The organism is Pseudomonas sp. PDM13, assembly GCF_025685765.1.
GTDB lineage: Bacteria > Pseudomonadota > Gammaproteobacteria > Pseudomonadales > Pseudomonadaceae > Metapseudomonas > Metapseudomonas solani.
On record NZ_JAOTQU010000003.1, the window covers coordinates 80699 to 99431 of the forward strand.

Genomic DNA, 18733 nt, shown 5'->3' on the forward strand with positions numbered 1-18733 from the left:
CGCCATCTCGTAGAGACCGAGACCGTCCGAACGGACGAATGACTCCCACCCTTTTTGTGTCGCTTGCGGTAACAGGAAGGTGCACCGGGTAACCCCGCGCACAACGGCAAGCCCGGGCACGCGCGCCCCTAAAAGGGGCCGCGAAACCTCTATCCCGGGAGTTGCACCGAAATACCCTCTGTAATCGCCGGCTCGTGCCGGGCGAAACTGCAAGGACCGTACCGCTGAAGGGCGTTGCAGGAGGGAAGCTGAAGCGGGGCGAGGTTCATCCGGCTCCCCTGTTGCGTGGAGGAGCCTGGATGAAAGAGCAGCGAGAGCGGATCGCCGGCCAATAAAAAGCCCCGCATGCGCGGGGCTTTGACGTCTTCGAGCAGCTTCTCAGCCTTGCGGCCCCATGCCCTGGGACAGGCCGAACATCAGCAACAGCAATTGCTTGTCGGGCACGGCGGTCTTGTGGCGGGCGTTAGGCGGCAGGGGACAGTAGCCCAGGCCATTGACGCTGATGACCGACGGCGATGGCTCATGCCAGGCCGCCGCGGCGATGGAAGCGACGCCCAGAGCTCCGACGAGGAACAAAGCTCGCGTTATTTCTAACTTCATGATCGCAACCCCTTGATAGCGCTGCCAAACGCTGTGTCTTCACACTAGTTCAATAGTTCACAGTCCGCTTTTTCGAAGTGACGAATGGCATACCTGCGGTAATTTCCACCCGTCGCGGCTCTTGTCCTTAAGCAGCAGCGCACCTCTCAACCACCTGTTCGCCGTCGTGTGCGGCATCGCCGGCTTTCACGACCGTCAGTTGGCAGACGGGCGAGCCTAGCAGCGATTTATTGCAAATCAGGGTCATTTCATCGCTGGCGCCGGCATTCCCGCCCAGCGGTCAGCTCCCTGCGCCTGCCCCTTGAGGTAACAGAACAGGCACGAGGTAACCCTTATGCCCACTCGTGGGGCCCGGCTAGGACAACGGATAGGTCGCCAGGTTTCATGACACCCCCGGTGCAGACGCCTGCGTGCCCTCCCCCCCGGACATCGCCGGTGCTACCCCGGTGCAATGGGAGCCGAACACTGCAAGGTCCGTACCTTCGCCGCGCCTCACGACTGCACAGGGCCACCAGCTTCTGCCGGCGGGCGTCATGCTGCCGTGATGCCGATGTGAAAAAAGTGTCAGCCCGCAGGCCCGACCAGGTCGACACGGAAGTGACAGCCGCCGGAAACGGACGGTGTCAGGCTGACCACCCAGCCCTGGCTCTCGCAGATGCGCTTGACCAGCGACAGGCCCAGCCCAAGGCCGTCGCCGCGTTGCTCCAACCCACGGACGAAGGGCAGGAACATTGCCTCGCGCTGCTCCTCGGGGATGCCGACTCCACTGTCTTCGACGCTGAAGCCGCGCGCGTCCAGGCGCAGCTCGATATGCCCCGAGTCGGTGTAGTGCAGGGCGTTGCGCAGCAGGTTGCCCAGCACCGAACGCAGGAAGGCCGCGTTGAAGCGGGTCTCTGGCGGGTTGCCGGGTTGGTAGTCGAAGCGCAGCCCCTTGGCTTCGATGGGTTCGCGCCAGAGACCGGCCAGCTCTTCCGCCAGGTTGCCGAGGCTGGATTGCGGCACCACCTCGGCCCCCTCGCGCTGGGCGCGGGCGAGCATGAGGAAGGTCTGCACCAGGTCACGCATCTCCTCGCTGGCCCGGCCGATGCGGCGCACCTGCTGGCGCGAGCGCTCGTCGAGGCCGCTGTTCTCCATCAACAGTTCGCAGGAGGTGGCGATCACCATCAGCGGCGTGCGCAGCTCATGGCTGACGTCGCTGGTGAACAGGCGCTCGCGGGTCAGTGCCTCGCGCAGGCGGCCCAGGGTGTCGTCGAAGGCCTGGGCCAATTGGCCCACCTCATCGGAGGCGTAGTCCGGCGCCAGCGGCGGAGCCAGGCCCAGCAGCTGGTCGCGGTGACGGACCTGCCCGGCCAGGCGCACCACCGGCGCGATCACCTTGCGCGCCAGCAACCAGCCCAGCAGCGCCGAGAGCAGCACGCTGAGGATGAAGCCCACCAGCACCACGCCGTAGAGCGCCTGCTCACGGTCCTCGAAATCACTCTGGTCCTGCAGCAGGACGTAGCGGTGGCCGTCGATGTCCCGCACCAGCGCGTGGAACGAGAGCTGGCCTTCGAAGAGTTCGTGGAAGCCCGGCGCCAGCTTGGCGTATTCGACGGGCAAGGCGTAGGGGCCGGTGCCCTCGCCGAAGTAGAAACGGGTGTCGCTATCCAGGCTCGGCGCCCGGCCCTTGGCGAGGTTCTCGTAGAGGATGCGCTCCAGCTCGTTGTTCAGGTCGCGGGAGATCAGCTGTTCCTCGATCAGGTGCACCACTTCGATGATGCCCAGCGAGAAGGTTCCCCCCACCAGCGCCGTCATCAGGGTGAAGGCGATGACGATGCGCCGGGCGAGGCTCTGCCTAAATTCCATCGGCCGACTCCGCCAGGCGGTAGCCGAGGCCGTGCAGGGTGTGCAGCAGGGGTTTGCCGAAGGGCTTGTCGATCACCTGGCGCAGTTGGTGGATGTGGCTGCGCAGGCTGTCGCTGTCCGGGCAGTCGTCCCCCCAGAGCGCCTCTTCCAGAGCCTCGCGACGGACCAGGTGGGGGCTTTTCTGCATCAGCACGGCCAGCAGCTTGAGGCCGATGGGGTTGAGCTTGAGCGGCTTGCCGGCACGGCTGACTTCCAGGGTGTCGAGGTCGTAGCTCAGCTCACCCACCTGCAGGGCGCGCTTGCCGCCGCCCTGGGAACGCCGCAACACCGCTTCGATGCGCGCGGCCAGCTCGGACAGGGCGAAGGGCTTGACCAGGTAATCATCGGCGCCGGACTTGAAGCCTTGCAGGCGGTCGTCCAGCTCGTCCCGCGCGGTGAGCATGATCACCGGCGTATCGCGCCGCGCCTCGTCGCGCAGGCGCCGGCACAGGGCGTAGCCGTCCAGCCCGGGCAGCATGATGTCGAGGACGATCAGGTCGAAGTGTTCGGTGGCGGCCAGGTGCAACCCGGAAAGGCCATCCTGGGCACAGTCGACGCTGTAGCCCTTGAGCTCCAGGTAGTCGGCCATGTTGGCCAGGATGTCGCGATTGTCTTCCACCAGCAAAATCCGCATCTGCAGCTCTCCCGCCTCATCGATTTCCCGGCCCGCTCGGGGCCCCAGGCGCCTTTGACAGTTTTTTCACCCGCGGTTCACGGAGCCACCACGACGGCCACGGCAGATTACGCCCATTCCCTGGCCTGGCAATCCCCCGCCCCGTACTCCGGAGACACCGCATGCCCCCTTCCCTCCCCTCCCGCCCGCTCGCCTATGGCTGGGCCCTGGGCCTGCCCCTGGCGATCATCCTCGCGCTGCTGGTGATCGAGCCGACGCGCCTCGACTTCGCCCTGGCAGACCTGTTCTATCAGCCGGGAACGGGTTTCATCGGCGCCCACAGCTTCTTTCTCGAAGACGTGCTGCACGACCGTGCGAAACAGGCGGTGATCGCCGTCGCGGTGCTGGCGCTGATCGGTTTTGCCGGCAGTTGCCTGTACCGCCCCTGGCACGGCTATCGCCGGCGCCTCGGTTACCTGGTGCTCGCCATGGGCCTGTCCACGGCCATCGTCACGCCGCTCAAGGCCCTCACCGCCGTGCATTGCCCCTGGGACCTGACCCGCTACGGCGGCAGCGAAACCTACACCCCGCTGCTGGCCGAGCGCGCGCCCACCGCCAAGCCCGGCCGTTGCTGGCCAGGCGGCCACGCCAGCAGCGGCTTCACCTTCTTCGCCCTGTACTTCCTGCTGCGCGACCGCAATCGTCTTCTCGCTCGCCTGGCCCTGGCGGGTGCCCTGGCCTTGGGCGGGCTGTTTTCCATTGGACGGATGATGCAGGGCGCGCACTTTCTCTCCCACAACCTGTGGACGGCGCTGCTGGACTGGCTGATCTGCCTGGGCTGCTACCGCTTCATGCTCTATGCGCCCCAGGTAGAGGAGGCGCCACAGCCGGCCACGGAATTGGCGCCTTGATGGCAGCCAACAGCATGGGTCAAGCACCGCCGACCACTTTTCCACAGGCATAAAAAAGCCCCGCACTAGGCGGGGCTTCTTTCAGACCGGATGGACTGGGTGGCTTACATCATGCCGCCCATACCGCCCATGCCGCCCATGTCCGGCATGGCCGGAGCAGCTTTGTCTTCCGGCAGCTCGGCAACGATCGCCTCGGTGGTGATCATCAGGCCAGCGATGGAAGCAGCGGCTTGCAGCGCGGTACGGGTGACTTTGGCCGGGTCGATGATGCCGAACTCGATCATGTCGCCGTACTGGCCGGTGGCAGCGTCGTAGCCGTAGTTGCCCGAACCCTGCTTGACCTTGTCCAGAACCACGGAGGCTTCGTCACCGGCGTTGGCAACGATCTGGCGCAGCGGAGCTTCGACAGCGCGACGCAGGATGTTGATACCAGCGGTCTGCTCTTCGTTGGCACCGGTCAGGTCCTTGATGGCGGCCAGGGCACGAACCAGGGCTACACCACCGCCAGGAACCACGCCTTCTTCCACAGCAGCGCGGGTCGCGTGCAGGGCGTCTTCAACGCGGGCTTTCTTCTCTTTCATCTCGACTTCGGTGGCAGCGCCAACCTTGATCACGGCAACACCGCCAGCCAGCTTGGCCAGACGCTCTTGCAGTTTTTCCTTGTCGTAGTCGGAAGAGGTTTCTTCAACCTGCTTGCGGATCTGGGCAACACGCGCCTCGATGTCGGCCTGCTGACCGGCGCCATCGATGATGGTGGTGTTTTCTTTGCTCAGGACCACGCGCTTGGCGTTACCCAGGTGCTCCAGGGTGGCGCTTTCCAGGCTCAGGCCGACTTCTTCGGAGATGACGGTACCGCCGGTGAGGATGGCGATGTCCTGCAGCATGGCCTTGCGACGGTCGCCGAAGCCCGGAGCCTTGACGGCCGCGACCTTGACGATGCCACGCATGTTGTTGACGACCAGCGTGGCCAGGGCTTCGCCTTCGACGTCTTCAGCCACGATCAGCAGCGGACGGCCGGACTTGGCAACGGCTTCCAGAACCGGCAGCAGTTCGCGGATGTTGGAGATCTTCTTGTCGACCAGCAGCAGCAGCGGGCCGTCGAGCTCGGCCACCATGGTGTCCGGCTTGTTGATGAAGTAGGGCGACAGGTAGCCGCGGTCGAACTGCATGCCTTCTACGACGGACAGTTCGTTTTCCAGGCCCGAGCCTTCTTCAACGGTGATCACGCCTTCTTTACCGACCTTCTCCATGGCTTCGGCAATGATGTTGCCGATGGAGTCGTCGGAGTTGGCGGAGATGGTGCCGACCTGGGCGATGGCCTTGGTGTCGGTGCACGGCTTGGACAGGTTCTTCAGCTCGGCGACGACGGCGGCGGTGGCCTTGTCGATGCCGCGCTTCAGGTCCATCGGGTTGAGGCCGGCAGCGACCGACTTCAGACCTTCGGTGACGATGGCCTGGGCCAGAACGGTAGCGGTGGTGGTGCCGTCACCGGCAGCGTCGTTGGCCTTGGAAGCCACGTCTTTCACCAGCTGGGCGCCGATGTTTTCGATGCGGTCCTTGAGCTCGATTTCCTTGGCGACGGAAACGCCGTCCTTGGTGATCAGCGGGGCGCCGAAGCTGCGCTCCAGAACCACGTTACGGCCTTTCGGGCCGAGGGTGGCTTTAACGGCGTCAGCCAGGGTGTTCACGCCAACGAGCAGTTTTTTACGAGCGGCATCGCCGAATTTTACGTCTTTAGCAGCCATGTTCTTTTTCCTCGAATTCTAGGTGGGAAAGGGGGCGGTTCAGGCTTCGATGACAGCGAGGATTTCGTTCTCGCTCATGACCAGCAGTTCTTCGCCGTCGACCTTGATGGCGTTGCTGCCGGAGTACGGGCCGAATACCACCTGGTCGCCCACTTTTACTGCCAGGGCACGGACTTCGCCGTTGTCCAGAACGCGACCGGTGCCGACGGCAACCACTTCACCGCGGTTCGGCTTCTCAGCGGCCGAGCCCGGCAGCACGATGCCACCAGCGGTCTTGGTTTCTTCTTCGCTGCGGCGGATTACGACGCGATCATTCAGGGGACGAAGCTTCATTGTGTAACTCTCCCAATTAGTGTTTTCCGGCGCCGGTACGGTTGACCGGCGGGTTAGCGAAATCCGGCGGAGCCGGCTGCGGGGTGCGAAGCACTCCGCTGAAGTCTGACCTTGCCCTTGAGGGCAAGGAACCTTGCGGTGACCGATACATAGGGGCGCTCAGAGGTATTTCAAGGGCGACCACCGAAATATTTGCAGGAAGTTCCAGCGAGCCGACCGGAGGCTCAGCGGTCGCGGCGCTCGTACTCGCCTTCGATCACATTGGGGCGGGTCTGCCCGCTGCGGGCGGCGAGATCATCGGCGAAGGCACGCTGGCGCAGGGCCTGCTCCTGGGCGCGTTTGAGCATGCGTCCGATCAGCAGGCGGCGGGTGAAGGGAATAAGGCAGAGCACGCCGAAGATGTCGCTGATGAAGCCCGGCAGCAGCAGCAGGCCGCCACCGACGGCGATCAGCAGGCCTTCGAGCATTTCCTGCTCGGGCATCTCGCCACGGGCGAGCTTCTCCCGCGCGCGCCAGGCCGTGGCGACGCCGGCGACGCGCAACAGCACGCTGCCGAGTACGCCGGTGCCGATGACCAGTAGCAGGGTCGGCAACACGCCGATGGCACTGCCGACCTGGATCAGCACGGCCAGTTCGATGATCGGGAACAGCAGGAAGAGGAACAGAAAGACACGCATCGAGGGATCCTTGACGGAAGAACGGCTTCCGATGGGAATCTAGATGAAGCCGCCCTCCCCCGAATTCAAGCCTCGGGTTCGGCGACGGACGGCCAGCTCTCCGCGCGTGCCAGCGCTACCAAGGCCTGACGGACCGAACCTGGGTTGTTACAGGATGTTGGGAAGGGCAGCCAGTGCACGTTCTGCCCGACGCGTAGGTGGAATCCCTCCGAGTCGATGCTGACCATGTCCGCCGTCTCTCCCGGCAGCCCGCGCAGCGCCAGGTAGTGGACGATGGCCGACTGATGGTCGCTGTTCATGTGCTCGATCATGCTGCGTTCGGCTTCCCCGGCGAAGGGGTTGGCCAGCACCACCTGGTCGATCCAGTGGATGGCGCCGAAGCCGCCGATGAAACGCGCGCGCACCGGCTCCAGCACCCAGAAGTCGAAGTCGTGGGTCTGGTGATAGTCCTGGGACTGGGGGAAGAAGCGGTAGTAGCGCTCACTAGCCGCCGCGATCTCGGCCGCGTCGGTGATCTGGCGGGCTTCGGCGAGCAGGGTCAGGCGACCGACGGCCTGGATGTCATCGGCGCCGCGCTCCCCCACCAGCAACGAGCATTTGGGGTCTTTTTGCAGGTTGTGGGTGTGCTGGGCGATACGGCTGATAAGGATCAAGGGTCGGCCGGCGGCGTCCAGGCAATAGGGTGCCACTGATCCGAAAGGGAAGCCCGGCATGGCCTTGGACAGGGTGGAGAGGACGCCGCGGTATTCCTTGAGCAGCAATTCTCGGGCATTCTTTGCGGCTTTCACGCTCACCTTTTGACTCCTTGCACAGAATCCGTCGAAAACGGACGGGCAGCCAGAATAGCGGTTCCAGGCTGCCAGCGGGGATACCGCCTCTCATTTCCAATTCTTGGGGAAAAGCATGCAGCTCAAAGACAAGGTCATCATCATCACCGGCGGTTGCCAGGGCCTCGGCCGTGCCATGGGCGAATACCTCGCCGGCAAGGGCGCCAAGCTGGCGCTGGTGGACCTGAACCAGGAAAAACTGGACGACGCCGTGGCCGCCTGCAAGGCCGCCGGCGGTGACGCCCGTGCCTACCTGTGCAACGTGGCCAACGAAGAGCAGGTGACCCACATGGTCGCCCAGGTGGCCGAGGACTTCGGCGCCATCAACGGCCTGGTGAACAACGCCGGCATCCTCCGCGACGGTCTGACCATCAAGGTCAAGGACGGCGAGATGACCAAGATGAGCCTGGCCCAGTGGCAGGCGGTGATCGACGTCAACCTGACCGGCGTCTTCCTTTGCACCCGCGAAGTGGCGGCGAAGATGATCGAGCTGAAGAACGAAGGCGCGATCATCAACATCTCCTCCATCTCCCGTGCCGGCAACATGGGCCAGGCCAACTACTCCGCCGCCAAGGCCGGCGTGGCTGCCGACACCGTGGTCTGGGCGAAGGAACTGGCGCGCTACGGCATCCGCGTGGCGGGCGTGGCCCCCGGCTTCATCGAGACCGACATGGTCGCCAGCATGAAGCCCGAAGCCCTGGAGAAGATGACCTCCGGCATTCCGCTGAAGCGCCTGGGCAAGCCCCAGGAGATCGCTCACTCGGTGGCCTACATCCTGGAAAACGACTACTACACCGGTCGCGTTCTGGAGCTGGACGGCGGCCTGCGCCTGTAAGGGCCCCGCTGCAATGAGAAAGCCCCGCTGATGCGGGGCTTTTTCTTGCCGGTTCGCAGCCTGTAGCCCGGGCTTCAGCCCGGGACAGCCGGTGGGGTGCTTACCAGCCCACACCGAAGCCGACGGTGTAGCGGGTCTCGTCGATCTCGCCTTCGGCGCCCTGGACCATGTCCTTCTCGGCCTTGAGGTTGAGCGAAGCCCAGTCGGTGACCTTGTAGCGCAGGCCCACTTCGGCATCCAGGGAGTAGTCGGCAGCGTTGCCCAGGGGGCGGCCCACTTCGCCGACGGTGAAGAACTCGACGGTCTTGCCCACCAGGTAGCGGTTGTAGTCCCACTTCATGCTGAGCGCGTAGAAGTTGTCCTTCTCGCCATTGGAGTATTCGTAGTCGGTGCGGTTGACCAGGGATGCCAGGGAGAAGGCGCCCAGCTCGTCGTCCCAGAACTGGTAACCGGGACCGGTACCGAGGGTGCGCTGGCGCTCCAGCTCTTCGATCTTGTCGCGCTTGTATTCGGCACGGCCCTGCCAGAAGAACTTGTCGGTGATGAAGCGGTCCAGGGCGTATTCCAGCTCCCAGTTCTCGGTGGTTTTCACGTCGTCCTGGAATTCACGGTTGTATTCGCCGGTGGCGTTGTGGCGCCAGCGGCCGTGGCGGGCCTTGGTCTTGAAGTCGACGTCGTAGTCGTCGGTGTCTTTCTCGGCGCGCTTGTAGTCCAGGGCCAGGTCGACGTTGCCGGACCAGGTCAGGTCCTCGACGAAGGGCTTGGGCTTCATGATCTGCTCGATGCTGGCCAGCTCGACGGTCTTCGGTGCCTCGCCGTTGGCCAGGATCACCTTGCCGGGCTCGGCCGGGCGCAGGGTCTTGGCGCGCTCGCCGGTGACGTCGTCCTGCTTGATCATCAGCTCCTGGTCACTTTCCAGGGTGGCGACCTTGGCCCAATCCAGCGGGATGGAGCCGCCGTATTCGGTTTCCAGCATCAGTTTGCCGCCGTCGAAGACCTTGATCTTGCCGGACAGGCGATCGCCGTTCTTCATCCACACGGTATCGGCGAGCGAGGGGGTCGAAGCAGCCGCAATGGCTAGGCACAGCAGGGTTCTGGACAACATAGGCGGATACACGGGCTCAAGTTCGCGAAAAACCGGGCATTATCCGCAAGCCCGGCGACTGAGCAAGGACTGACCGACGGACAAGCCTCAAGTTCCGCAAAAACGGACCAGCGTGCCCCTGCCGTAGAGCGGTTGTCGCCCCGGGGCCGCCATCCTATTCTGGCAACCACCCCTGCAACCGGCCCCCGCTCCGCCATGGCGACCCGCAAGCCCCGCGCCAACGCGAATCCCCTCGATGACCTGCCGACGGCCAGCCCCGAGATGCGCCGCGAGGCGCTGTACCTGACCCTTGCCCAGGTGCCGCTGGGCAAGGTGGTGAGCTACGGCCAGCTCGGCGAAATGGCCGGCCTGGGCCGTGCCGCACGCTGGGTGGGACGCACCCTGAGCCAGTTGCCGGACGACACGCGCCTGCCCTGGCACCGGGTGATCGCCGCTGGTGGCCGCCTCAGCCTGCCCGCCGGCAGCCCTTCCGGCGATGAGCAACGGGCACGTTTGCGGGCGGAGGGGGTCTTCATCCACAACGAACGGGTGGATATGCGTCGGCACGGCTGGCTTCCCATGCCACCCAAGGGTTAGAGTGCGCGCTTTGTCGCGGTTCCATCGCGTGCTCGTCGTCATGGACCGCCCCGTGATTTCTGGATTACACGCCTGATGTCCCACCGTACCTGGCGCGCCGCCCTGGCCGCCTACGCCAGCCCGGCTACCCTTGCGCTGCTGCTGCTGGGCTTTGCTGCCGGCCTGCCGTACATGCTGGTGTTCTCGACCCTTTCCGTCTGGTTGCGCGAGGCCGGGGTGTCTCGCGAGGCCATCGGTTTCGCCAGCCTCATCGGCCTGGCCTATGCCTTCAAGTGGATCTGGTCACCGCTGCTCGACCAGTGGCGCCTGCCGCTGCTCGGCCGCCTGGGCCGTCGCCGCTCCTGGCTGGTGCTGTCCCAGGGCCTGGTCGCCCTCGGCCTGGTGGGCATGGCGCTGTGCGACCCGCAGCAACACCTGACCTGGCTGATCGCCGTAGCGGTGGTGGTGGCCTTTGCTTCGGCCACCCAGGACATCGCCGTCGACGCCTACCGCCTGGAAATCGCCGATGACAGCCGCCAGGCCGCCCTCGCAGCGAGCTACATGCTCGGCTACCGGGTTTCTGCGCTGCTGGCCACTGCCGGCGCGCTGTATTTCGCCGAGTGGTTCGGTTCCACCACCCTGACCTACGAATACGGCGCCTGGGCCGGCACCTACCTGCTGTTCGCCCTGCTGATGCTGCCCGGCCTGATCACCAGCCTGTGGATGCGCGAGCCGCACATCGATGTGCAGGTGCAGACCCATACCTCGCGCTTCAAGCTCAAGGACCAGCTGGCCTCGGTGCTGATCCTGCTGGTGATGCTGATTTCCCTGCCGGCGATGATCACCGGCATGCTCGACCGCGCCTGGCCGCGTGCCCTGCTCTACTTCCTCTTCCTCGTAGCCTGCCTGTCGCCCTGGGGCCGCCGCCAGATCGCCCCGGTGCGCGAACTGCTCAGCCAGCAACGCCGCCAGTTGCTGGTAGCCGCGCGGGGCCGGGTCATCCCCAACTTCGACTTCGTCCACCAGGCCGTCTCGATGATCGTGCTGATCGTGATCCTGGTGACCACGGCCGCCGCCATCAAGGCCTATGCCTCCGGCGCCTGGCCCCGGGGCACGCTGTTCGTGCTGATCGCCATGGCCTGCTTCTCGGCACCCGGGCGCCTGCTGATGGCCCCGGTGGTGACGCCGATCAGCGAATTCGTCCAGCGCTACCGCTGGCAGGCCCTGCTGCTGCTCGGGCTGATCGCTACCTACCGCATGTCCGACACGGTGATGGGGGTGATGGCCAACGTCTTCTACATCGACCAGGGCTTCACCAAGGAGCAGATCGCCAGCGTCAGCAAGCTCTTCGGCCTGATCATGACCCTGCTCGGTGCCGGTGCCGGCGGCCTGCTCATCGTGCGCTTCGGCATCCTGCCGATCCTGTTCATAGGCGGCGCGGCCTCGGCGGCGACCAACCTGATGTTCGTGGTGCTCAGCGACATGGGCCCGCACCTGAACATGCTGATCCTCACCATTTCCTGCGACAACTTCAGTGCGGGACTCGCCACCTCGGCCTTCGTGGCATACCTGTCGAGCCTGACCAACCTGAAGTTCTCGGCGACCCAGTACGCCCTGCTCAGCTCCATCATGCTGCTGTTGCCACGCCTGATCGGCGGCTACTCGGGCGTGATGGTCGACAGCCTCGGCTACCACCAGTTCTTCCAGCTCACCGCGCTGCTCGGTGTGCCGACCCTGGTGCTGATCCTGGTGCAATGGAGCCGCGAGCGCAGGCAGCGCAACGGTGCCGGTACAGCCCCGGAAGAACCAGTGACACCCACCGCCGTGCAGCCGTCCCAGGCGCAGGGCAGTTCGGAACAGCCATGAAAAAGGCCGGCGATCGCCGGCCTTTTCCGTTGCAGCAGGACTTCAGGCAGTCGTGGGCACCACCTGCACCATGCGCGGGGGCTGGGCGAGCTGCACGCCCGCCTCCTGCAGCTTGTCGCGTACCGATTCGTTGAGCATGAAGATCACGCCCCAGTAGTCGGCATTGGACGTCCACATGCGCAGCGACAGGTTGATCGAGGTATCCCCCAGCGCGGAGACCACCACCACCGGTGCCGGGTCTTTTTGCACGCGCGGATCCTCGGCCAGCTTGAGCAGCACCTCGCGGGCCTTGGCCAGGTCGCTGGCGTAGTCGACCTTGACGTCGTAGAGCACCTGCCGGGTGGGCTGGTTCGAGTAGTTGGTGATGATGCCGTTGGACAGCGCGCCGTTGGGCACGATGACCGTCTTGTTGTCACCGGTGCGCAGCACGGTGTGGAAGATCTGGATGTGGTCCACCGAGCCCATCACGCCCTGGGCCTCGATGAAGTCGCCGGCCTTGAACGGGCGGAACAGGAGGATCAGCACGCCACCGGCGAAGTTCGCCAGGCTGCCTTGCAGCGCTAGGCCGATGGCCAGACCGGCGGCACCGATGGCGGCGATGAAGGAGGTGGTTTCGATGCCGATCATCGAGGCCACGCTGACCAGCAGCAGCACCTTGAGGATCATGTTGGCGAGGCTGCCGATGAAGCTGTGCAGGGTCCTGTCCACACGGCGCAGCGCCAGCAGGTTGCTGACGCGATCGGTCACGCGGTTGATCAGCCACCAGCCGATCAGCAGGGTGAACAGCGCCAGGGTGAGCTTGCCGCTGTATTCGAGGATGATCGGCAGCCACCCTTCCGATCGGCGGATCAATTCGTCGACGGTTATATCCACACGCACTCTCCTTTCTTGCCTTCACTGAAACGAAACCGCCATGGACAAAGCCATGGCGGTAAAGTCGCTGACCTTGCATTTTGCGACGCGGGTCAGCGGCGAAGGTTCAAAAAAGCAGTGTCAGTCGCGGAAGTTGGTGTACTGCAGCGGGAAGTCCAGAGGCTCGGCACGCAGCACCGCAATGGCTTCCTGCAGGTCGTCGCGCTTCTTGCCGGTGACACGCACCTGCTCGCCCTGGATCGCGGCCTGGACCTTGAGCTTGCGCTCCTTGATCAGCGCGACGATCTTCTTCGCCAGCTCCTTCTCGATGCCTTCGCGGAAGGTCACTTCCTGCTTGACCACCTTGCCGGACGCGAAGTGATCCTTGATCTCCATGCAGTGGATGTCGATCTTGCGCTTGATCAGGTTGCTGCGCAGGATGTCGAGCATCTGCTCGAGCATGAAGTCGGCTTCGGCGGTCAGGGTGACGGCCTTGTCCTTGCTCTCGAAGCTGCACTTGCCGCGCAGGTCGAAGCGGCGATCCAGTTCCTTGATCGCGTTGTCCACCGCGTTGGTGAGCTCGTGTTTGTCCAGCTCGGACACCACGTCGAACGATGGCATGGGATTCCTCCAGATAGACGGCGCGACCCACATCACGTAAGGAAGGCGCCTGGCTTGACGGTAAAAAAAGCGGGCCCATTATAACTGAGCAATGGGTACCTATTTTTGCAGGATTGCATGGCAGCGACGCATTCAGCTCTAACAGGCGGACGCAAAACCTGCTGAAATAGGCACTGATAGCACCAAGCCACCACCACCAACCTTCGCCACTTCCTTGCGAGCCTGCCATGCCCAACCCTCATCTCAGCATCCTGGTGGTGGACGACGCCAAGTTCTCCAGCGCCATGATCGGTCGTGCCCTGACCCAGGCCGGTTATCAGGATGTCCGCTTCGCCAGCAGCGCAACGGAAGCCTTGCGCCTGCTCGAGGAGCGCCCCGCCAATGTATTGCTGGCGGACTGGCTGATGCCCGAGATCGACGGCCTCGAACTGACCGCACGGGTGCGCCAGCTGGACGAGATGATCGACCACTACACCTACATCATCCTGCTCACCGGCAAGGAAGGTGAAAACGTGCTGGGCGAAGCCTTCGACCGCGGTGTCGACGACTTCATCAGCAAGGCGGCCATGAACGAACAACTGGTGCCTCGCGTCTACGCGGCGGACCGCCTGTGCAACACCCTGCAGCGCCTGCTCCACGAAAACCGGCTGATGACCCAGAACATCGCCAGCCTGGAGCAACGCAACCTGGTGGACTCGCTGACCGGCCTCGGCAACCCGCGCTACCTGCGTCAGAAGCTTTCCGACAGCCTGCGCCAGGTCGAGTCCCGCGGCGGTGCCCTGTGCTACCTGCTGATCGGCCTGCATGACGCCCCCGCGCTGCGCGTGCAGTACGGCAGCGAGTTCTACAACGAGCTGCTCCACGGCGTCGCCCGCCGCCTGCAGCAGCTGGTGCGCCCGCTGGACGTACTGACCCGCCTGGACGACAACCACTTCGGCCTGATCACCCTGCTCGAGGACCTCCACGAGTGCTCCCCCAGCAGCTTCAAGCGCCTGCATGAAGGCCTCAACCTCAAGGCCTTCAAGACCAGCGAAGGCTTCATCACCCTCAAAGCCGGCATCAGCCTGGTGGGGATGGATGGCAAGGCCCTGCCGGTGGATGTCGAGATACTGATCGACCAGGCCGCCAAGCTGCTGCCCGAGTCCTACGCCAGCGGCCGCGTGAGCGCGATACGCCTGCCCCTGCCATGACCTGGCACGTCCTCGGCATCGGCAGCCTCGGCAGCCTGTGGGCCATGCGCCTGGCCCGTGCCGGCGTGCCGGTGCGCCTGTTGCTCCGTGACCCGCAACGCCTGGCGGCCTACCACCAGGCTGGCGGCCTGACCCTGGTGGAACAGGGCCAGGCACAACGCCTCGAACTGCCCGCCGAAACCCTCGATGCCCCGACGCCCATCCAGCGCCTGCTGGTGGCCTGCAAGGCCTACGACGCCGAAGCCGCGGTCGCAGCGCTCCTGCCACGCCTGGCGCCCGGCGCCGAGCTGGTGCTGCTGCAGAACGGCCTCGGCAGCCAGGACGCCGTCGCTGCCCGTGCGCCTCAAGCCCGCTGCATCCTGGCCTCCAGCACCGAGGGCGCCTTCCGCGATGGCGACTTCCGCGTGGTCTTCGCCGGCCACGGCTTCACCTGGCTGGGCGACCCGCACGCCACCGCAGCGCCCTCCTGGCTCGATGAACTGGAGCGCGCCGGCATCCCCCACGGCTGGACGCCGGACATCCTGTCGCGGCTATGGCGCAAGCTCGCGCTCAATTGCGCGATCAACCCGCTGACCGTGCTCAACGACTGCCGCAATGGTGGCCTCGTCGAGCACCCGGCCCAAGTGCAGCAACTATGCGCCGAGCTGGCCGAGCTGCTGCAGCTGTGTGGCCAGCCGGCCGCCGCCGAAGGCCTTCACGACGAAGTGGGCCGGGTGATCCAGGCCACTGCCGCCAACTACTCCTCCATGTACCAGGACGTGGCGGCCAAACGCCGCACCGAGATCGGCTACCTGCTCGGCTACGCCTGCGCCGCGGCCGAGCGCCATCGCCTGGTACTGCCCCACCTGCAGGCCCTGCTCAGGCGCTTGCAGGGGCACCTGGCCGAGCGCGGATTGCCGCTGGACTGACCCCGCGCTACCCTGCCGACAGCCCAACCGCCTGGATTCCGCCCCTTGAACAGCCTGCGCCAGCGCCTCGAAAACCTGTCCGTCGGCCGAAAGCTGCTGGCCGCCCTGCTGGTCCTGGTGACCACCGTACTGCTGATCGCCAACCTGGCCTTCATCAGCGCCGCCTATTGGATCTCCCAGGAGAGCATGGCGCCCCAGGCCCTGCAGACCCTGGGTCGGCTCTTCGCCACCGCGCCGCTTTCCCGCGAGGCCCTGTCCTCTCCCGAGGCCGCTCGCGACCTGCTCGACCAACTGGACAGCTACGCCCCGCTGCGCGCCGCCGCTCTCTACGACGGCCAGGGCGAGCTGCTGGCGCAGCTGATCAGCGGCAGCACCCTCAAGCTGCCGCAGCACGCCGAGAAGCTGCAACGCTGGCGCCTGCACGAATTCCGCACCAGCCAGGTGGTCGAACTGCCCCAGGACAACGGCCCACCCGGCCACCTGCTGCTGGTGGCTTCCAGTGAGCTGCCCGGGGCCTTCTACACCGGCACCCTTACCGCCAGCCTGGCGATCCTCGCCAGCAGCGTGCTGCTCTGGCTGCTGGTGGCGCGGCAGATCCGGCGCATGGTCACCGGGCCGATCCGCCGCCTGGAAGAACTGTCGCGCCAGGTCACCCGCGAGGAGAACTACGCCCTGCGCGCCCAGCGTGGGCACCGCGACGAACTGGGCAGCCTGGCCGATGCCTTCAACACCATGCTCAGCCGCATCGAAGCCCGCGAGCAGCAACTCAAGCGCGCCCGTGACGACTCCCAGGCCGCCGTCGACCAGGCCCAGGCGATGGCCGAGGAGACCCGCCACTCCAACCGCAAGCTGGAGCTGGAAGTGCAGGTGCGCAGCAAGATCGAGAAGAAGCTCACCGGCTTCCAGAACTACCTCAACAGCATCATCGACTCGATGCCCTCGGCGCTCATCGCCCTGGACGAACAGCTCTACGTCACCCAGTGGAACCAGGAAGCCACCGCGCTTTCCGGCACCACGCTGGATGATGCCCTGAACCAGCCGGTGTTCCTCGCCTTCCCCTCGCTCAAGCCCTTCCTGCCGCAGATCAAGCTCACCGCCGAGCGCCACAAGGTGGAGAAGGTCGAGCGGGTCAGCTGGCTGCTGGGTGACGAGGTTCGCCACTACGCCCTGACCTTCTACCCGCTGATGGGCGGCACCGGCCGTGGCGTGGTGATCCGTATCGACGACATCACCCAGCGCCTGTCCATGGAAGAGCTGATGGTGCAGTCGGAGAAGATGCTCAGCGTCGGCGGCCTGGCCGCCGGCATGGCCCACGAGATCAACAACCCCCTGGGGGCCATCCTGCACAACGTGCAGAACATCCGCCGGCGCCTGTCACCGGAGCTGGAGAAGAACCTGGAGCAGGCCCGTGCCGACGGTATCTGCCTGGATTCGGTGAACCATTACCTGGAGGCTCGCGAGGTGCCCAAGCTGCTGGACGGCATCTACCAGGCCGGCTCGCGGGCGGCGAAGATCGTCACCCACATGCTGTCCTTCAGCCGCCGCAGCAACCGCCAGTTAGCACCCTGCCTGCTGCCGGTACTGCTGGACCAGGCCGTGGAGATCGCCAGCAACGACTTCGACCTGACCGAGGGTTTCGACTTCAAGGGCATGACCATCACCCGCCTCTTCGACCCCGAACTGGGGCCGGTGCCGGGCACCGCCAACGAACTGGAACAGGTGCTGCTCAACCTGCTGAAGAACGCCGCCCAGGCCATCCACCAGCGCGAGGACGACCTGGAAGGCCACATCACCCTGCGCACCCGCCTGGCGCCGCCCTGGGCGGAAGTCCAGGTGGAGGACAATGGCGTCGGCATCCCCGAGAACGTGCGCAAGCGCATCTTCGAGCCCTTCTTCACCACCAAGGAAGTGGGCCAGGGCACCGGGCTGGGCCTGTCGGTTTCCTATTTCATCATCACCAACAACCACAAGGGCCAGATGGAGGTGCAGTCCAAGCCCGGCCAGGGCACCTGCTTCACCCTGCGCCTGCCGCTGGCCTCCAGCCCCACGGGGACCTGATATGGGCAACCGCCTTTCGAAGATCTACACCCGCACCGGCGACAAGGGTGAAACCGGCCTTTCCGGCAACCGCCGCGTGCCCAAGGACCACCCGCGCATCGAGGCCATAGGCGAGGTGGACTCGCTCAACAGCCAGCTCGGCCTGCTGCTGGCGCAACTGACCGAGCAGCACGGCGCCTGCCCGGCGCTGGGCGAGGTAAGCGAGGTGCTCGCGCCCTGCCAGCACCGCCTGTTCGACCTCGGCGGCGAACTGTCGATGCCTGAATACCAGGTGCTGGAGGAAGGCGAGGTGCAGCGCCTGGAAGCGGCCATCGACCTGTGGAACGAAGAGCTGGGGCCGCTGAAGAACTTCATCCTCCCCGGCGGCTCGGCTCTGGTGGCCCAGGCCCACGTCTGCCGCTCCGCCGCCCGCAGCGCCGAACGCCGCGCCCAGACGCTCAACGCCGAGGAAGCCCTGCGCGGCGAACTGCTGGCCTACCTCAACCGCCTCTCCGACCTGCTCTTCGTCGCCGCACGGTTGATCGCACGGCGCCAAGGAATCGATGAGGTGTTGTGGCAGGCTGCGGCAAAGGCATGAGGCGAAAGCTTCGCGAGCAGAGTTCGCTCCTACGAAATAGAGCGTCTGGGGAATGGAGTGAGTTGCGAGACATGAGAGGGAATCTGATGTGCAACGCTATCGAGGCGAGGCCCTGCGTCGCGGGCGCTTTTCCGAGACGGGTCGAGTCTACCTGCTAACCACGGTCACCCACGGGCGCCGGCGGCTGTTCGACGATTTTCATACAGGCCGGAAAGTGGTCGAACAACTGCGCGAAACCCAGTCCAGCGGACTGGCGCAAACGCTTTGCTGGGTGCTGATGCCGGATCACCTGCACTGGCTGGTCCAGTTGGAGCACGGCTCCCTGCACCGCTTGGCACAACGTTTCAAATCCCGTAGCGCCAAGGCAGTCAATCAACACCTCGGAACACAAGGGCAGGTCTGGCAGAAGGGCTACCACGACCGTGCCCTGCGCGCGGAAGAGGATCTGATCGATCTGGCCCGCTACGTGGTGGCCAACCCGTTGCGGGCTGGCCTGGTCAGCCGGATTGCCGACTACCCGCTATGGGATGCAGTCTGGCTGGACCCACCGTAGGAGCGAGCTCTGCTCGCGAATCG

18 protein-coding genes and 1 pseudogene are annotated in these 18733 nt (G+C 65.2%); 9 read left to right on the forward strand and 10 right to left on the reverse strand.

Annotated elements, in window-relative coordinates:
- Nucleotides 1-378: 378 nt before the first annotated feature.
- From OEJ36_RS04155 to OEJ36_RS04165, 3 genes are all read right to left on the reverse strand, one after another.
- Nucleotides 379-600, reverse strand: coding sequence for a hypothetical protein (locus OEJ36_RS04155; RefSeq protein WP_263400496.1), 222 nt, complete (start codon nucleotides 598-600; stop codon nucleotides 379-381).
- 564 nt (nucleotides 601-1164) lie between these two features.
- The gene (locus OEJ36_RS04160; protein ID WP_263400497.1) at nucleotides 1165-2445 is read right to left on the reverse strand and encodes a sensor histidine kinase; all 1281 of its coding nucleotides are present in this window, start codon (nucleotides 2443-2445) and stop codon (nucleotides 1165-1167) included.
- Entirely contained in the window at nucleotides 2435-3118 is a 684-nt protein-coding gene (locus OEJ36_RS04165) for a response regulator transcription factor (protein WP_263400498.1), read from the reverse strand. Before OEJ36_RS04165 ends, OEJ36_RS04160 begins: the two co-directional genes overlap by 11 nt.
- Nucleotides 3119-3279: 161 nt before the next feature.
- Here OEJ36_RS04165 and OEJ36_RS04170 point away from each other — a divergent pair, with 161 nt between their 5' ends.
- The gene (locus tag OEJ36_RS04170; protein WP_263400499.1) at nucleotides 3280-4008 is read left to right on the forward strand and encodes a phosphatase PAP2 family protein; all 729 of its coding nucleotides are present in this window, start codon (nucleotides 3280-3282) and stop codon (nucleotides 4006-4008) included.
- Between the two features lie 104 nt (nucleotides 4009-4112).
- Here the strand turns inward: OEJ36_RS04170 and groL are convergent, their stop codons facing one another.
- The 4 genes from groL to OEJ36_RS04190 all read right to left on the reverse strand — a co-directional run bounded on the left by groL (nucleotide 4113) and on the right by OEJ36_RS04190 (nucleotide 7557).
- Nucleotides 4113-5753 carry a chaperonin GroEL gene (gene groL, locus OEJ36_RS04175; RefSeq protein WP_263400500.1) on the reverse strand — a complete coding sequence of 547 codons (1641 nt, stop codon included), beginning with the start codon at nucleotides 5751-5753 and terminating at the stop codon, nucleotides 4113-4115.
- Between the two features lie 39 nt (nucleotides 5754-5792).
- The gene (locus OEJ36_RS04180; RefSeq protein ID WP_111263046.1) at nucleotides 5793-6086 is read right to left on the reverse strand and encodes a co-chaperone GroES; all 294 of its coding nucleotides are present in this window, start codon (nucleotides 6084-6086) and stop codon (nucleotides 5793-5795) included.
- A gap of 224 nt (nucleotides 6087-6310) precedes the next feature.
- On the reverse strand, nucleotides 6311-6763 hold the full coding sequence (locus OEJ36_RS04185; protein WP_263400501.1) for an FxsA family protein: 453 nt from the start codon (nucleotides 6761-6763) through the stop codon (nucleotides 6311-6313).
- A gap of 65 nt (nucleotides 6764-6828) precedes the next feature.
- Entirely contained in the window at nucleotides 6829-7557 is a 729-nt protein-coding gene (locus tag OEJ36_RS04190; RefSeq protein WP_263400502.1) for a HugZ family protein, read from the reverse strand.
- Nucleotides 7558-7666: 109 nt separating this feature from the next.
- On the opposite strand from OEJ36_RS04190, the gene OEJ36_RS04195 reads away from it, so the two are divergent.
- A complete protein-coding gene (locus tag OEJ36_RS04195) occupies nucleotides 7667-8425 on the forward strand; it encodes an SDR family oxidoreductase (protein WP_021217409.1) in 759 nt (252 codons plus the stop codon).
- Between the two features lie 100 nt (nucleotides 8426-8525).
- Here the strand turns inward: OEJ36_RS04195 and OEJ36_RS04200 are convergent, their stop codons facing one another.
- On the reverse strand, nucleotides 8526-9530 hold the full coding sequence (locus OEJ36_RS04200) for a DUF481 domain-containing protein (protein ID WP_043241269.1): 1005 nt from the start codon (nucleotides 9528-9530) through the stop codon (nucleotides 8526-8528).
- 195 nt (nucleotides 9531-9725) lie between these two features.
- On the opposite strand from OEJ36_RS04200, the gene OEJ36_RS04205 reads away from it, so the two are divergent.
- Both OEJ36_RS04205 and OEJ36_RS04210 read left to right on the forward strand, forming a co-directional pair.
- Nucleotides 9726-10106 (forward strand): MGMT family protein, encoded by a 381-nt coding sequence (locus OEJ36_RS04205; protein WP_184488723.1) that lies wholly within the window; start codon nucleotides 9726-9728, stop codon nucleotides 10104-10106.
- 75 nt (nucleotides 10107-10181) lie between these two features.
- Complete coding sequence (locus tag OEJ36_RS04210) at nucleotides 10182-11951, forward strand: AmpG family muropeptide MFS transporter (protein WP_263400503.1); 1770 nt, start codon at nucleotides 10182-10184, stop codon at nucleotides 11949-11951.
- A gap of 42 nt (nucleotides 11952-11993) precedes the next feature.
- On the opposite strand, the gene OEJ36_RS04215 is transcribed toward OEJ36_RS04210, so the two are convergent.
- Both OEJ36_RS04215 and OEJ36_RS04220 read right to left on the reverse strand, forming a co-directional pair.
- Complete coding sequence (locus OEJ36_RS04215) at nucleotides 11994-12830, reverse strand: mechanosensitive ion channel family protein (RefSeq protein ID WP_263400504.1); 837 nt, start codon at nucleotides 12828-12830, stop codon at nucleotides 11994-11996.
- Between the two features lie 114 nt (nucleotides 12831-12944).
- Entirely contained in the window at nucleotides 12945-13424 is a 480-nt protein-coding gene (locus tag OEJ36_RS04220) for a YajQ family cyclic di-GMP-binding protein (protein WP_021217414.1), read from the reverse strand.
- A 218-nt stretch (nucleotides 13425-13642) separates the two neighbouring features.
- Between OEJ36_RS04220 and OEJ36_RS04225 the strand changes: the two are divergent.
- The 5 genes and pseudogenes from OEJ36_RS04225 to OEJ36_RS04245 all read left to right on the forward strand — a co-directional run.
- Nucleotides 13643-14614: pseudogene (locus OEJ36_RS04225) on the forward strand (response regulator); the annotation flags it as partial.
- Nucleotides 14611-15522, forward strand: coding sequence for a putative 2-dehydropantoate 2-reductase (locus tag OEJ36_RS04230; protein ID WP_263400505.1), 912 nt, complete (start codon nucleotides 14611-14613; stop codon nucleotides 15520-15522). The pseudogene OEJ36_RS04225 and the gene OEJ36_RS04230, both read left to right, overlap by 4 nt.
- A 45-nt stretch (nucleotides 15523-15567) precedes the next feature.
- Complete coding sequence (locus OEJ36_RS04235; RefSeq protein WP_263400506.1) at nucleotides 15568-17580, forward strand: ATP-binding protein; 2013 nt, start codon at nucleotides 15568-15570, stop codon at nucleotides 17578-17580.
- 1 nt (nucleotide 17581) lies between these two features.
- A complete protein-coding gene (locus tag OEJ36_RS04240) occupies nucleotides 17582-18157 on the forward strand; it encodes a cob(I)yrinic acid a,c-diamide adenosyltransferase (protein WP_263400507.1) in 576 nt (191 codons plus the stop codon).
- A gap of 88 nt (nucleotides 18158-18245) precedes the next feature.
- Nucleotides 18246-18710, forward strand: a complete 465-nt coding sequence (locus tag OEJ36_RS04245) for an REP-associated tyrosine transposase (RefSeq protein WP_263400508.1) — start codon at nucleotides 18246-18248, stop codon at nucleotides 18708-18710.
- Nucleotides 18711-18733 lie beyond the last annotated feature (23 nt).